This is a genomic window from Patescibacteria group bacterium (genome assembly GCA_038064855.1).
Lineage (GTDB): Bacteria > Patescibacteriota > Minisyncoccia > Ryanbacterales > GWA2-47-10b > SICQ01.
Genome location: JBBTSE010000010.1, coordinates 22,967 through 37,353, shown reverse-complemented (window position 1 = coordinate 37,353; position 14,387 = coordinate 22,967). Strand labels below are relative to the sequence as shown.

Annotated in this window: 15 protein-coding genes and 1 tRNA gene; all 16 read right to left on the bottom strand. The window is 47.6% G+C overall.

Annotated elements, in window-relative coordinates; genetic code table 11:
* Window positions 1-1,231: 1,231 nt before the first annotated feature.
* Window positions 1,232-1,308: transfer RNA gene (locus tag AAB417_04385), tRNA-Met, on the bottom strand.
* 26 nt (window positions 1,309-1,334) lie between these two features.
* Complete coding sequence (gatA, locus tag AAB417_04380; GenBank protein MEK7631229.1) at window positions 1,335-2,738, bottom strand: Asp-tRNA(Asn)/Glu-tRNA(Gln) amidotransferase subunit GatA; 1,404 nt, start codon at window positions 2,736-2,738, stop codon at window positions 1,335-1,337.
* 2 nt (window positions 2,739-2,740) lie between these two features.
* Window positions 2,741-3,034: an aspartyl/glutamyl-tRNA amidotransferase subunit C gene (locus tag AAB417_04375; protein MEK7631228.1), complete on the bottom strand. Its 294-nt coding sequence runs from the start codon at window positions 3,032-3,034 to the stop codon at window positions 2,741-2,743.
* Between the two features lie 20 nt (window positions 3,035-3,054).
* On the bottom strand, window positions 3,055-5,097 hold the full coding sequence (gene ligA, locus AAB417_04370) for an NAD-dependent DNA ligase LigA (GenBank protein ID MEK7631227.1): 2,043 nt from the start codon (window positions 5,095-5,097) through the stop codon (window positions 3,055-3,057).
* Window positions 5,094-5,738 (bottom strand): hypothetical protein, encoded by a 645-nt coding sequence (locus tag AAB417_04365; GenBank protein MEK7631226.1) that lies wholly within the window; start codon window positions 5,736-5,738, stop codon window positions 5,094-5,096. Before AAB417_04365 ends, ligA begins: the two co-directional genes overlap by 4 nt.
* Window positions 5,728-6,252 (bottom strand): prepilin-type N-terminal cleavage/methylation domain-containing protein, encoded by a 525-nt coding sequence (locus AAB417_04360; protein MEK7631225.1) that lies wholly within the window; start codon window positions 6,250-6,252, stop codon window positions 5,728-5,730. The genes AAB417_04365 and AAB417_04360 overlap by 11 nt, the downstream gene beginning before the upstream one ends.
* Window positions 6,239-6,850, bottom strand: coding sequence for a type II secretion system protein (locus tag AAB417_04355; protein MEK7631224.1), 612 nt, complete (start codon window positions 6,848-6,850; stop codon window positions 6,239-6,241). Before AAB417_04355 ends, AAB417_04360 begins: the two co-directional genes overlap by 14 nt.
* A complete protein-coding gene (locus tag AAB417_04350) occupies window positions 6,847-7,461 on the bottom strand; it encodes a type II secretion system protein (protein ID MEK7631223.1) in 615 nt (204 codons plus the stop codon). The genes AAB417_04355 and AAB417_04350 overlap by 4 nt, the downstream gene beginning before the upstream one ends.
* A gap of 4 nt (window positions 7,462-7,465) precedes the next feature.
* Complete coding sequence (locus AAB417_04345) at window positions 7,466-8,278, bottom strand: prepilin peptidase (GenBank protein ID MEK7631222.1); 813 nt, start codon at window positions 8,276-8,278, stop codon at window positions 7,466-7,468.
* Window positions 8,279-8,286: 8 nt separating this feature from the next.
* A complete protein-coding gene (locus AAB417_04340; protein ID MEK7631221.1) occupies window positions 8,287-8,742 on the bottom strand; it encodes a prepilin-type N-terminal cleavage/methylation domain-containing protein in 456 nt (151 codons plus the stop codon).
* Window positions 8,743-8,961: 219 nt separating this feature from the next.
* A complete protein-coding gene (locus AAB417_04335; GenBank protein ID MEK7631220.1) occupies window positions 8,962-9,195 on the bottom strand; it encodes a type II toxin-antitoxin system HicB family antitoxin in 234 nt (77 codons plus the stop codon).
* A gap of 144 nt (window positions 9,196-9,339) precedes the next feature.
* Entirely contained in the window at window positions 9,340-9,861 is a 522-nt protein-coding gene (locus tag AAB417_04330) for a type II secretion system protein (protein ID MEK7631219.1), read from the bottom strand.
* A gap of 138 nt (window positions 9,862-9,999) precedes the next feature.
* Entirely contained in the window at window positions 10,000-11,208 is a 1,209-nt protein-coding gene (locus AAB417_04325; protein MEK7631218.1) for a type II secretion system F family protein, read from the bottom strand.
* Between the two features lie 3 nt (window positions 11,209-11,211).
* Window positions 11,212-12,276, bottom strand: coding sequence for a PilT/PilU family type 4a pilus ATPase (locus AAB417_04320; GenBank protein ID MEK7631217.1), 1,065 nt, complete (start codon window positions 12,274-12,276; stop codon window positions 11,212-11,214).
* Between the two features lie 6 nt (window positions 12,277-12,282).
* Complete coding sequence (locus tag AAB417_04315; protein MEK7631216.1) at window positions 12,283-12,666, bottom strand: response regulator; 384 nt, start codon at window positions 12,664-12,666, stop codon at window positions 12,283-12,285.
* A gap of 10 nt (window positions 12,667-12,676) precedes the next feature.
* Window positions 12,677-14,386, bottom strand: coding sequence for an ATPase, T2SS/T4P/T4SS family (locus tag AAB417_04310; protein MEK7631215.1), 1,710 nt, complete (start codon window positions 14,384-14,386; stop codon window positions 12,677-12,679).
* Window position 14,387 lies beyond the last annotated feature (1 nt).

The following is a 14,387-nucleotide window of genomic DNA, read 5'->3' as shown; positions in this document are numbered from 1 at the left end:
GCATCCTGACAGATTGGCGCGGAATTCTGTGGAGGGTGGAGGGATTATCCATTTTGTAGATCGCGGCTTGATTAAATCTCTTAAATTCCCCACTTTTTGGTTTGAACCAACACCGCAAGGTTTGTTTATGCTTCAAATTGCTTTCGGACAAAGTAAGTATTATGTAGACAGTTTGCGAGAGAATGTGAAACGTGGACTACGGCAAAAAATCAGAAATGGCGTGTGGCCAGGCTGGGCTCCAGTGGGTTATCTCAATAACCCCAAAACGAGAATGGTTGATGTCGATCCTGACAAAGCCCCAAAAATAAGAAAACTTTTTGAGATGTACGCCACCGGAAACCACACACTTTTATCTCTCGCAAATTGGTGCAACGCGAACAAGCTAACAGGCAACACCGGAGCGTCAATATCAATAGGTGATGTTCATCGAATTCTTCAAAACATTTTCTACACTGGCCTCATGAAATGGAAAGGAGAGATTTTTGAAGGAATTCACAAGCCAATCGTCACAAAGAAACTTTTTGATGATGTCCGAAGTGTGATGAAAGAGAGAAGTAAACCACACCAAGAAAAGAAACACCACTTCGCTTTTCTTGGTTTTATGAAATGTGCTTGTTGCGGTGGAGCTATCACTGCCGAGCTACAGAAAGGCCACCACTATTATCGTTGCACAAAGAAAATGGGACCGTGCCAAGAAAGGCGATATCTTCGAGAAGAAAACTTGCTGGAACAGATCAAAATCTTCCTCCAAAAAGTTTCTTTGTCGAGCCAAGACACCGAGAAAGTTTTGTTTGAGTTAAACAAAGACGAGAACCAAGCGCAAGAGCAAGCACGAGTTACTGTTCAAAATCTTAAAGATAAGATTGGAGTAATTGAAGCAAGGCTCGAGAAATTACTTGATGGCTATCTTAACGAATCCATTACCATTGAAGAATATCGTCCGCGCAAAGAAAAGCTACTTGCCAAGAAAATCGAGCTTGGTGAAAAAATCGGGGATTTTGAACAAAAAGGACTGTCTTGGCTCGAACCGGCTCGTGAGTTCGTTTTGTCCTTAAATCAAGCCGCAAAATTGACGGAAACCGAAAACAAGCCCGAAATGACAACATTTCTTAAAAACATCGGCTCGAACCATATTTTGCAAAACCGCCGATTGCACTTTTCCCCACGCCCGCCGTACGATTTGGTCGCCGCCGCAGGCGGCGAGGGGTCTGCCGGTTTGACTTTTGTGAATTGGTTGCGGGGGTCGGATTTGAACCGACGACCTCAAGGTTATGAGCCTTGCGAGCTACCAGGCTGCTCCACCCCGCGCAACTAGTATAGGCGAAAAAGTATGATCAGGCAATCGCCTCTTCAAATCGCTTGGCGATCGCGAGCAATTCATAATCAGCAAAGCGCTTACCAACAAGCTGCAACCCTACGGGCAAATTATCGCTCTTGCCTACCGGCAGTGAGAGTGCAGGGAGACCCGCCAAGTTCGCAGGTACCGTGTAGATATCTTCCAAATACATCGCGAGTGGATCTGCTGTCTTTGAGCCAAGCTTAAATGCTACTGACGGCGTCGTGGGCATAGCGATTGCATCCACACTGCGAAACGCATCATCAAACGCTTTTGAGATAAGCGTGCGTACGCGCTGTGCCTGCAAATAGTATGCGTCGTAATATCCATGCGAAAGTACATAGGTACCGATGGCAATGCGGAGTTTTACTTCAGGCCCGAAACCTGCGGCCTTGGTCTTGCTGTATACATCAAAAAGAGTTTTTGCATCTGCGCGGTCCCCGTAACGCATACCATCAAAACGCGCGAGGTTACTCGAAACCTCGGCGGGCATGATAATGTAATAACACGCAAGCGCGTATGACAAATCTTTGAGCGATACGGGCACAAATTTAAAATTGGCACCTTCTGCTTTTTTAAACGAATCTCTGATCACCTTCTCAATTTTTGGATCAAGACCATCTTTCATAAAGTCTTCAGGCACACCCAATACATATTCTTTTTTGTCTCGTACTTCTTCGTGTATTTCTTGCGAAGTCATATCAAGCGGATCTTTGCCTTCAATCGCACGAAAAAGAATTTCGGCATCTTCTATCGAAGTCGCAAATGGGCCGATCTGATCAAGGCTCGACGCCATAGCGATAAGCCCCGAACGCGATACGCGGCCGTAGCTTGGCTTAAATCCAACAACACCACAAAACGACGCGGGTTGCCTAATAGACCCGCCTGTATCAGATCCGAGCGCTATTGGCACCATGTCAGACGCCACCGCGACAGCCGAACCGCCCGAAGAACCACCCGGCACGCGCGAAGTATCATGGGGATTTTTGGTCGGGCCAAATGAAGAATTCTCCGTAGAGCCGCCCATAGCGAACTCGTCAAGATTTGTCTTACCAACGATAATTGCGCCCGCACTACGCAAACGCTCCACTACAAACGCATCATACGACGCGATATATGATTTGAGAATTTGTGAGGCAGCGGTAGTGGGTGTGCCCTTTACCAAAATATTATCTTTGAGCGCGATGCCGATACCTTCGAGTACGCCAAGCTTCTCGCCTGCCGCAATCTTTGCATCGATGCGGCCTGCCTCACGCTCGGCGCTAGCGATATGCACATCAAGAAACGCGTGAAGCGTAGGATCACGCTCACCAATACGCGCCAAAGATTCGCCGATATGTTCGGCGACTGATTTTTTCTTTGAGGTAAACGCTTCGTGGAGCGCGCGAATCTGTGAGGTCATAATTAATCTCCAAACACTTTCTTGGTCTTCAAATAATCACCTGAAGATTCGGGAAATTGATCTTTGAGCATCTGATTATCACTCGCGTCCTGCGACACCGCACTGTCCGCACGCAATTCTTCTACTGATGGCGCGAATGAAAGCGTGGGTGGAAGCTCACCTAAAGGCGCCGATTTGAGTTTGTCGATATACGCCAAAATATCCGAAATCTCTTTGGGGAGCCGCTCGAGTTCTTCTGTGGTAGCCTCCACGCGCGCGAGCGCAAAAAGTTTTTTAACCTCTTCGAGCGTAATCATATATAAAGAAGACTAGCAGACTAACGCACCTTTTTCAAAAATTGATCTTCGATCAAAACCGTTACGCCGAGCTTTTGTGCTTTGTCATATTTTGACCCCGGTGATGCGCCCGCTACCACAAAGCTTGTTTTTTTTGATACGGTCTCTGATGGATCGCCTCCGAGCTGGCGCACCAATGCCTTGGCCTCATCTCTCGACATACTCGCAAGCTCGCCCGTAAATACAAATGAAAGACCCGTAAGCTTGCCGGGCTTTTTCTTTTGTGCGTGCGCCACATCAACACCGGCCCGCATCAAGCGCTCGATAAAACGCCTATTGTACGAATCTTTAAAATGATTGACGATACTTTCTGCTACTACCTCGCCGATATTTTTGATCCCGACAATATCATCATACGAAGCATGCGCGACTGCATCCAATGAACCGAAGTGTTCCGCCAAATCAATCGCCGTCTCCTCGCCTACATGTAAGACTGAAAGTGCCACTAAAAATCGCGGGAGTGTGATACTCTTTGATTTTTTAATAGCGGTGATAAGGTTTGCCGCAGACTTCTCGCCAAAACGATCAAGCACTGCAATATCACCCTCGGTCAAATCAAAAAGATCGGCAGCGTCTTGTATCAATCCCTCATCGAGCAACGCATCGACAATCTTAGGGCCGAGGCCATCGATATCAAAAGCGTTTTTGCCCGCAAAATAATACATGCGCTCACGCGTTCGCGATGGGCATGAAATATTGGGGCAACGCGCGATCACCCCACCCTCATCTTTCTCTATCTTTGTGCCGCATACGGGGCATTTGGCTGGCATACGAAAGTTTTTTTCTTTGCCGGTGCGAAGTTCGGTAAGTACTTTACGCACATCGGGGATCACATCTCCCGCGCGACCTACGATCACCGAATCGCCGATTTTTACACCGAGCCTTTTGATCTCATCTTCGTTGTGAAGCGTCGCGCGACTCACGGTCACCCCTCCGACCCTCACGGGCTCGAGATGCGCTACGGGAGTAAGCGCCCCCGTACGCCCCACCTGTATGACAATATTTTCAATACGCGTGACGGCCTCGACGGGTGCGAATTTGTACGCGACAGCGCCGCGTGGCGTCTTGCCGATGATACCGAGCCGATCAAAAATATCAGACTCGCCTACCTGTACTACCACACCATCAATCTCATACGGGAATGCTTCGCGCTTTTCGATAATATGCCCATGAAAATCAAAGATCTCAGCAAGATTCTTACATGGCTTGGCATGAGGATCAGTCTTGAATCCCAGATCTTTGAGTGCCTGATGCTCTTGAGCATGTGTCGAGATGCCTAGTGCATCACGATCTTTTTTGGAAAAAATAATATCGTAGGCGACAAACTCTAGCTTGCGCGACGCTACCATGCGTGGATCAAGCTGACGCAATGAGCCCGCCGCTAAATTGCGTGAATTGGCATACAGTTTTTCTCCTCGCGCTTCTTGCTCCTTATTAATACGCATAAGCCCTTTTTTGGAGATAAGCGCTTCACCTCGAATCTCAACCTCGCGTAACTCAAGTATTTTTTTGGAAAACGCATGCGAGCTTTTGCCAAAAAGCTCAAGTCGCAGCGGAATCGATTCAATCGTTTTAATATTTTTAGTGATATCCTCACCTACCGTGCCGTCCCCGCGCGTAGCGCCTGCGACAAGCGCACCCTTTGTATAGACCAACGAAAGCGCCAAGCCGTCAAGTTTGAGCTCGGCAAAATAATGAAAATCGTGCCTGCCAGAAAATTTCTCGAGTCTGGCCTCCCATGCCTGCATGTCTTCGGGAGAGAACGCGTCTTCGAGCGAGAGCATACGCTCGCGGTGCGTCACTTTTTTAAACTTTTCGGACGGCTTACCCTCTACCCGCTGAGTTGGCGAGTCGGGAGTAATAAGCTCGGGATATTTTTGCTCAAGTGAAAAAAGCTCATGCTTGAGCGAGTCAAGCGCTTCTTCGGATATCTCAAGATTATTTTCTACATGGTACTGATACCGGTAGATATTTATGAGTTTCCGAAGTTTTTTTGTGCGTTCGTGAATATCATGTGGAATCATTGGCAATTATCCGCAGGATCAGAACTAATACATGCCTGTACAGAACGATTCACGGCAGTTCGAGTATCACACGAACTAAACCCATCAGCAACGGTGATTATGCGTGTCTGAGGAAATCCTGCTATCATCCGTCTTCTCGTGGTCACTGTCACGTCAGCACAAGTTTCATCTTTTTTTATAGTAAACTTAAATATATGGTCAGGACCCTCTACATTAGGGCCGGGCGGCAACGCAGCGTCTCCCGGGGCATTGTAGTCAACCCCGCGTATATTTGTAGGGGGCGATACTCGAATAGACGATGTTTTATACACTTGCTCATCAAAACATACTGGTATTTTCGCGTTATCTATGCAACCGCTCCCATCAAGAGGTCCGTCGCAAGGATTTGCGATATCCCAAAACCCATAATCCGAGGGTTCGCCGACATAATTTTGGTAATACAGTACGCATTCTTTGGCGGTATTGGCAGCATAAAAAGCCTTATGTGACTCGCGCGCAGCACGATTGATCTGTAGCTGCACAAACACAATATAAAAAATACCTAGAGATATAGAAAGGCTCGCGGTCAAAAATAAAACGGCTAACAACAGCGTCACGCCTCTCCGGTCGTCTGGTACTGTGTAAAAAAAATTAATAGGCATTGATGCGTAGCGGAGTTACACTGGTTTGTAAATTGAGGGTTACCGCATTGGGTGTATCTTTCTGTGCGACGCCCTCAAGCACAATAGTAACATGTGCTTGTATATCATCCGAGTAAGGGTTGGCGGCCCGGAGCGCGAAATTTAATTTTTCGATACTGACTTCGGGTCCTGTAATCGCGTGTGCAAGAGGATCACCAATAATCTGCCTCATAATTCTACCGGTATCAAGTGTATACCGAACCGTCTCACCCGTACCAATCTTTGCCTCAAAACAGCTAGCACCGCATAAATCTGAGTAAAAAGCGCCATCGCCGGTGCGTATTTCTCTCGACATGAGCTCCATGGCAAAACGCATATTGTCTTGATTTGATTGTACACTAGCAACGCGCTTTTCTGCCGAGGTCAGAATAAACAACGAACCAACTGCTAGCATCGCAACAACGGTAAAAAGACCCACGGCGACGATGATTTCAATAAGACTAAATCCCTGATTGCGCATATTACAGAGCTCCATTGGGGGTGAGTATATCTTTGACTTCGACCGACTTATCTACAAGCTTCTCACGCCATTCCACCCGAGAGACTACCTCCCAATCATGAAGATTATAAAGATTATAAACGGGATCCCTCAGAGTAGCCCTTTCAATCACCTTGATATGTCTTTTAAATATCGTATCAGGACCAGAACTATATTGATAAAAGCCAGCAGAATCGAGTTGGAGATATGGGCAAACACCCAACGGACATTGAGTAAAGGTCAGAGAACCGCTCGCGTCACCACGAGGATCAGTAACATAACAATCAAACGGCGAATCGCATCCTCCTGTGCCTGTTATGCCTTTCATGAATTCTCTATTTGGATTATCAGGAGGAGCATTAGCTGTGTCATAGCACGCGGGATCTCGATAGCAACGAATATAGTTTGAGTCGCGCTTACTCCGCACAAGTTCTGCGCCTTCTTGTGCAAGATTCGCAGCGATCAATTGATGACGGAAAAGAGTAATAGCGCCAATATTCTGCTGGGCAAGATTCATAGAGCCTACAATGCCCGCCAACAACACATAGATAGCAACAATAGTCTCGAGAAGTGTAAAACTGCGCTGATACTTCATAGTATTGAGATTTGCCCAGTACGGTATACCTCGACTTTTTTAACTTGTGATGGATCGTGACCCTGTGGACGAGAAATGGTGATAGTGAAAGGTCCATAGCTCCCCCCGCTACAGCCAGCGATACTGCTAGGGCCCGCAATACAAACCGCGCCTTGATCTGATATCACTACGATAGGATCAGGGCGGCGATAAAATACATGGAAACCAGCATACGATGTCCCTCCCACATCAATTCCGGTGATCTTAATATTATTTGTAAATGTAATTCTTTTTATGCACTCGCCAGTGCACACAAGCGGATCGGGAGTATCATACTTTAAATCGCCGTCCAAATCACTAAAAATAACATAGCCACCATTGATATCTGTTGTCGAGGTTTGCTCAACAAAAACACCATAGTTATCAGGGATGGTACCGTCAGTCAAGGGAGTGACAGCAATCGCTCGTGCTTGTGCCTCGCGAAGTGCGATGGTGAGCTCACGCGCGGAACGATTGAGATGCACTGTTTGGTTGAACTGCGGGAAATTGAAAAATACTACTGCTGATATAAGTGAGATGATACCAATAGAGACAATGAGCTCGATGAGAGTAAATGCGCGTGTGCGATTCATATCACTAAATGGTGGGGACAAAAAAACTAGTAAGCCACGCCATAGCCGAAGAATTCATACAGAAAAAGACAATATAGGTGCCGAGCGCCAAAAAGGGCGCAAATGGAATCTCTGATTTGCGACCCATTCGCTTGCTCACCAAAAGCGCTACTCCTATGATGGCACCTGACCAAAAGGCTGCGAGAAGCGCGTATACAATATTGGGGAACCCTAAAAAAAGACCGATGGGAAAGGCAATCTTGGCGTCGCCAAAGCCCATCCACTCCCCTTTTGAAATAAACCAAATACCCGCAAAAAATGTGAAGGCGCCAAGGCCCGCGGCGATATCATAAAACAAAAAACCATCACCGATATAAAACGGATGCTGCTGCCACACAATAGACCCTTCGAGCAGCACCGCTGATATGACCAACAACAGACTCAGCTGATCGGGAATAATTTTGTGACGCAAATCATATACCGATGCAGCAAGTAGTATCAAAAGAAATTTTACAACCAATATATATTGCGCAATCCGCATGAGTTCTTGAGGAATGCTCGTACCAAACATCGTGTAGGCTGCCCCTACGGTAAGAAAAGCCGCGGCGAGCTCGACGAGTGGATATTGGATAGATATGCCACTACCGCACGAACGACACCTGCCACGGATAGCCATATAGCTCGCGATAGGCACCATGTCGTGCCATTCAAGCCTGCGAAGGCACGAGAAACAGCGTGACCTGCCACGCAAATTTTCACCCGTATTGAGACGCAAGATAACTACATTGAGGAAACTTCCCAACGCAAGCCCGATGATGAAAAGAAAAAGAAGAAACATACACTAACCTATGAAGAGGGGCAAGCGCCATTTGTAGCATTGCCTGTTACTATTTTAGCAGATCCTTCAGAATCAACACACCAGTTATCACCTTCTATGAGTGGCGACTCCACCGACCATAGGGTGGCCTTTGCGCTAGATGTAGTATCGGTAGTGCATCGCACCGTATTAGCACGATTTGCGTCTTCAGCGGCGTCAATCATACCCCCGATAAGTGAGTCGAGCTTAAACATGGTATCAGTGTCCGCCGGATTAAAACAATCAGTAGGTATCGCAAGCCCATCGCCATAATGGCCATTATTAGTATGGAAAATGCCTGCCTGTGTGCGTATGTTGCCCAAATTATCTTTGACCGCAGTATCAAAAGCTCTATTGCGCGCATTGGTGAGCGCTGCAAGTACGATACCTGTGATCATACCTATGATTGCGGTGACAACAAGAAGCTCGATGAGCGTAAACCCCATTTGATTTTTACTTGCACAGCGGAGATTACTTCTTGATTGGTGAGATGCCAAGGTCTTTACAAATTTTAACCGCCAAAAAGTCGTTGATTTCACTGTGGCGAGGCACTGTAGAGGTGCGTTCAGTTCTTGGATTATAAAAAAGAGTATGCTTATTGCCTTCGCGCAGTAAAAGACAGTCGTGTGTTTTGAGATACTTTAGGAGCTGTGTGCGCTTCACAGTTATACAGATAAAGTGACATTGATAGGTTCCCGCTTGAAATCATATCTGCTTTTTGCAAGTCCGCGGTTGGCTTCTATAATCATTTGTAATGCTTCTTTTAAATTGTCTTTCACTTCTTTCATGGTACGCCCTTGAGTATTGACCCCCGGAATCTCCTCGACCCATGCCAAAAACCAACCGCCTCGTTTTTGGTAAACGGCTGTAAATTCTCTTTTTATGATTTCTTTCGCCATACATGCATGGTACTTCATACAAAAACACTGTCAAATATATAGTACAAGGGCAAGCCCGTGCACAGAAAGAAGCTTCTCTGTAAAAGCAAAAACCGCCCGAGGGCGGTTTTTGTGAGAAAACAGAGTCACTACAATAACTAAAGACTACGGACATTTAGCTGGTGCTGCACCGCCAGCGAGGGCGGGAGCTGCCGCGTTATAAAGCTTAGAAGCACCGGTGCTATCAACGCACCAGTTATCATTGGCTACGCCTGCCTTAAGTGGAACAGCAACTGCCCAGCTAGTAACATTGGTAGCACCAAGAACAGCGCCGCCCGCAGCACAAGTTGCGTCCCATGTGGCAACGCCGCTATAAGCACCCTCCGCTGCGACAACACCATTATTGATACTAGGAACTGCCACCGGATCAAAAACCGTGAGGAGCGTGCCGCAAGCGCCAGCTGTTTTTGCTGAAGCAAATGAGGTACCTCCGTAACCGTTATTGCTATCGTAATACAGCTCCGCCTGAGTACGAATACCCGCCAAGTTGCCTTTGACAGCCGCGTCAGCGCCCTTGTTACGAGCAGTGTTGAGTGCGGCGAGCACGATACCTGCAAGTACACCGATAATGGCAATAACCACCAAAAGTTCAATGAGTGTAAAACCTTTTTTTATTTGTCTTTTCATTATATTTTTAAGATTTTTTTGTAATAATAAACCTTTACATTATGAAGAATAATCGACCCGTCCTACCCACGCAGGACAGAACCTAAATGTAGTATACCAAAGACGCCATAAAACAAACGCTTTTCTGTGGATAACGAGCTAAAAGGCCTGTGTAAGATTGTAAATTGGCAACAGTACGGAGGCCACGATAAGCCCAATACCAAGACCTAAAATAACAATCAAAACTGGCTCGATGAGCGCCACGAGGTTATCCACCAAGCTTTCCACCTCACGGGAGTAAAAACGGGCGATAGATTTGAGAAGTTGGTCAAGCTTACCCGTCTCCTCGCCAATACGCATCATTTGAGTTAAGAGTGGCGGAATCTCCGCATGCCTATCAAACGCATCGGCGATCGTACTGCCTGCGCGCACTGCCTCGATTGATTCAAGGATGATCCCCTTGTAAATCTCGTTGCCTACTACATCTGCAGTGATTTGCAACGCGCGTACAATAGGCACACCTCCGGTGATAAGTGTCTGGAGATTATCTGACAAGCGCGCTAAATAAAACTTTTGGAAAAGCGGCCCTACGATGGGTATAGCAAGCTGTGTGCGACTCCACGCGCGCTTGCCCTCTGGCGTCTGGATGTATCGAAAGAGAAAAAACCCGCTACCGAGCACAAGTAACGCGAGAAACACGCCGTAGTTACGCAAAAAATCGCTCGTACCGATAACAATTCTTGTATAGATAGGCAAGTCTTGCCCCGCTTCAAGAATGATGGCGGTAAGTTTTGGGATAACGACAGTCAAGAGTAAAATAACTACGCCAAAAAACGCAGTCAAGATAAACGCCGGGTAGATAAGCGCATTGCGTGTCTTGGTGACGAGCGCGTAGGTTCGTTCAAGGTAATCGGCAAGATAGTTGAAAACATCATCGAGTTTACCTGACTCTTCACCCGAACGCACCATGTTTACAAAAAAGTTTGAAAATACCGCAGGATGCTTGCCCATCGCTTGCGACATGCTCATACCACCCTGCACATCATCGAGTACTTCGACCAAATGCGCGCGCAGGGGACCGGAGGTTGACTGACCGATGAGTGTACGAAATGTCTGCACGACCGGCACCTTTGCTTCAAAGAGAGTCGAGAGTTGGCGTGAGAGGAGCATGATATCGCGCTGTTTTGGCTTACCAAAGCGTCCCATGACGCGCATAAGAAATGGTGTTGGAGGAGTGGTAGGGCGTACCGAAAGAACGACAAGATTTTGCCGCTGTAAAGCTTGTACTGCGCCGTCGATAGACGGCGCCTCAATACTGCCCGAGCGAGCCAGACCTTCGTGGGTACGAGCTTGGTAACTAAACAGCATATATTATTGGTTGAGCACGCGAAGCTCGCTTGGGTTGAGCGAATACCCTATAGCGCTCTCCATCGTGATCTCCCCTCTTCGTAAAAGCTCCATAAGTGATCGATTAAGACTTACCATACCTTCTTGTGAGCTTGTCTCGATAACCAAATCAATCTCGTGGGTGCGATTTTCGCGGATAAGGTTGCGCACAGCCGTATTGGCGATCAAAAGCTCATAGGCAGGGATGAGACCGCCAGAGATACGCGGGATAAGGCGCTGTGAGAAAATACCGAGCAAGGTGCCCGCGAGCTGTGCGCGGATTTGCGATTGCTGGTTACCAGGAAAACTGTCGATGATACGATCGATGGTTTGAGCGGCGTTGTTGGTATGGAGCGTTGAGAGTACGAGATGACCGGTCTCGGCGGCGGTGACGGCGGCAGAAATCGTCTCATGGTCACGCATTTCTCCGAGCATGAGCACATTGATGTCTTGGCGAAACACAGAGCGCAAGGCTCCCGTAAAATCAAGCGTATCGGCGCGAATCTCGCGCTGGTCGATAATCGAACGGTCAGAGGTAAATAAGTATTCGATAGGATCTTCGATAGTCACCATATGCTCGGCTCGTTCGTGGTTTATCATGTCAAAGAGTGCCGCGAGTGTGGTCGTCTTCCCGTGCCCCGTAGGACCTACGACGAGAAAAAATCCTTGCTCTTTGCGAGCAAAATCTTTGAGTTGTGGGGGAATGTTGAGCTCTTCGAGCGCGCGGATTTTGACGGGTACCAAGCGCATCGCACACCCCATAAAACTGCGCTGGAAAAAGACATTGACACGAAAACGAGCGCGCCCCTTGTGCTCAAAGGAGAAATCGAGCTCTTTATTTTTTATATATTCTGCCATGCGGTCCTTGGGAATCGTCGCGGTCAAAAGACCTTCCATGATATCGGGTGTGATGATATATTTTTTGGTCAGCGGGATAAGCGCCCCCTGCACGCGAATGGTGGGATATCTACTCACTGACAAATGCAAATCCGATGCTCCCTCGCGGAGCACGGTTGTCACTAGATCCTCGAGTTCTTTTTCAAAATCCATGTGAAGTTATTTTTTGCCTAGATGTTGCTTTACTTTTTCAACCACTTCGCGCGGGGTAAAGTGCGCTTTGATGACATAATCTTGTGCGCCGAGCGCGAGCCCGCGTTCGATATCTTCTTTCTGACCAAGATTGGAAAGTATGATGATAGTTGATTTGTCGGCGATGTGTTCTTTTTTGATGCGTGTAAGCACCTCGAAACCATCAAGTGCTGGCATAACAATATCGAGCAAGATGACATCGTACGCCCCCTTCTTGAGCTTATCGAGGGCATCCGTGCCTGATGAGGCAATGTCAATCATGAAACCCTCTTCTTTAAATTTTACTGAATACATATCCAGCAAAAAATCATCGTCGTCGACAAGAAGAATTTTTATCGCTTCAGTTGTCATAGTATCTTTATTATACAACCACCTCGAAAAGCTCTTCAAGGCCAATCGTGCCGCTAAAAACTTTAAGGATACCATCTTGCCTCATGGTGAGCATATTTTGGCGCTTTGCTTCTTCAGCGATCTTGTACTCCGAAGGCTCGTGCAAAATGACCTTTTCAAGATCCGGCGTCATCATGAGGGTCTCTACAACCGCGATTCGACCGCGCATACCCTTGGGGCACGACGGCGAAGGAAGCGCCTCATACACCGTGGTTGGTAGCTTGACCTGCGCACGCAGGACATCAGGCATGCTGGCGATTTCTTTCTCCATATTTTCTTTGAGCTTACCAGAAACGGGAATCTCTTTGCGCGATTCTGAGCAAAGTTTACGCACCAAGCGTTGACCCATGGCGAGCGCGAGCACTGATGGAATTAAAAATGGGTCAACACCCATATCAATGAGCCGCGGGACAACGCCGATAGCATCATTGGTGTGGAGCGTCGAGAGTACGAGGTGGCCGGTGAGCGCGGCGTGTACCGCGAGTAGCGCAGTCTCCTTATCACGAATCTCACCTACCATGATGACATCGGGATCTTGACGGAGAACGCTCCGCAGACCAGAGGCAAAAGTATAATCAATCTCGGGGCGCACCTGTGACTGATTGAGTCCTTCCATATAATACTCGATAGGATCTTCCAAGCTTACAATGTTGCGTTTCTCATCATTGAGTACTTTGAGCATTGCATAGAGTGTCGTTGACTTACCCGAGCCCGTAGGACCGGTAATTAAAATCATACCGAAGGGACGCTTGAGTGCTTCGTGGATTCTTTTGAGATTGTCGCCATCGATGCCAAGCTCTTCAAAGCTTTTGATACCGATATCAGGATCAAGGATACGAAGCGCTACCTTCTCGCCGTAGTAGGTAGGAAATGTTGAGACACGGAAATCTACATCACGACGATCAACATGCACGCGAAAGCGCCCATCCTGTGGTTTGCGTTTCTCGTCAATCTTCATGTTCGTCATGATTTTGACACGCGAGATGATCGCCTCGTGTACATTCATCGGCAAAATAATGCTCGTATATAATACGCCATCAACACGAAACCGCACGCGAAGCTTGTCAGCTGACGGTTCAATATGCACATCGGACGCCTTACCTTCAACCGCATGACGCAAGATAACACTCACCATCTTGGTGATAGGCGCGTCCTCTGCGATAGTAGTCTCCTCTTTGGTGCGAGCGTTTTCCTTGCCCGGCAAATCGATAAGCGTGTCACCCAGCGTCGCAATCGCCTTTGATACCTCGCCCCCAATACCCTGGTATTCCTTTAAAATCGCCTGAAAATCAGATCGCGCGATAAGAAAAATCTTAAACGGCATATCAAGATTTGACGAGATAAACTGCAACGCTTCGCGCGCCTCCAGACTGTCGGGCGCTATCATACCTACTTCAAGCACGCCGTCTTCAAACCCTACCGGCACCATCTGATAGTGGCGCGCAGATTCTTCGGGCAAATATTTCAACACATCAAAAGGTATTTTGGCGCCATCAAGACGCCTGACCGGCACACCGAGTAAGTCAGATTTTGCCTCCAAAATAGCGCCTTCGGGTACGCCGAGTTCAATGAGCACCACTTCGAGTTCTTTACCTGCCGCGCGAGCGTCATTGCGCGCCTTGCGGGCAAGAGCCTCGTCAATAACTCCTTTGGCGACCAGAAGATCGAGAATCGAGCGCATA

What these genes read in the sequence shown, in the direction of transcription:
- gatA (MEK7631229.1), bottom strand. Translation starts at nt 2,738, where the DNA reads ATGACCTCACAGATTCGCGCGCTCCACGAAGCGTTTACCTCAAAGAAA.
- AAB417_04375 (MEK7631228.1), bottom strand. Translation starts at nt 3,034, where the DNA reads ATGATTACGCTCGAAGAGGTTAAAAAACTTTTTGCGCTCGCGCGCGTG.
- ligA (MEK7631227.1), bottom strand. Translation starts at nt 5,097, where the DNA reads ATGATTCCACATGATATTCACGAACGCACAAAAAAACTTCGGAAACTC.
- AAB417_04365 (MEK7631226.1), bottom strand. Translation starts at nt 5,738, where the DNA reads ATGCCTATTAATTTTTTTTACACAGTACCAGACGACCGGAGAGGCGTG.
- AAB417_04360 (MEK7631225.1), bottom strand. Translation starts at nt 6,252, where the DNA reads ATGGAGCTCTGTAATATGCGCAATCAGGGATTTAGTCTTATTGAAATC.
- AAB417_04355 (MEK7631224.1), bottom strand. Translation starts at nt 6,850, where the DNA reads ATGAAGTATCAGCGCAGTTTTACACTTCTCGAGACTATTGTTGCTATC.
- AAB417_04350 (MEK7631223.1), bottom strand. Translation starts at nt 7,461, where the DNA reads ATGAATCGCACACGCGCATTTACTCTCATCGAGCTCATTGTCTCTATT.
- AAB417_04345 (MEK7631222.1), bottom strand. Translation starts at nt 8,278, where the DNA reads ATGTTTCTTCTTTTTCTTTTCATCATCGGGCTTGCGTTGGGAAGTTTC.
- AAB417_04340 (MEK7631221.1), bottom strand. Translation starts at nt 8,742, where the DNA reads ATGGGGTTTACGCTCATCGAGCTTCTTGTTGTCACCGCAATCATAGGT.
- AAB417_04335 (MEK7631220.1), bottom strand. Translation starts at nt 9,195, where the DNA reads ATGGCGAAAGAAATCATAAAAAGAGAATTTACAGCCGTTTACCAAAAA.
- AAB417_04330 (MEK7631219.1), bottom strand. Translation starts at nt 9,861, where the DNA reads ATGAAAAGACAAATAAAAAAAGGTTTTACACTCATTGAACTTTTGGTG.
- AAB417_04325 (MEK7631218.1), bottom strand. Translation starts at nt 11,208, where the DNA reads ATGCTGTTTAGTTACCAAGCTCGTACCCACGAAGGTCTGGCTCGCTCG.
- AAB417_04320 (MEK7631217.1), bottom strand. Translation starts at nt 12,276, where the DNA reads ATGGATTTTGAAAAAGAACTCGAGGATCTAGTGACAACCGTGCTCCGC.
- AAB417_04315 (MEK7631216.1), bottom strand. Translation starts at nt 12,666, where the DNA reads ATGACAACTGAAGCGATAAAAATTCTTCTTGTCGACGACGATGATTTT.
- AAB417_04310 (MEK7631215.1), bottom strand. Translation starts at nt 14,386, where the DNA reads ATGCGCTCGATTCTCGATCTTCTGGTCGCCAAAGGAGTTATTGACGAG.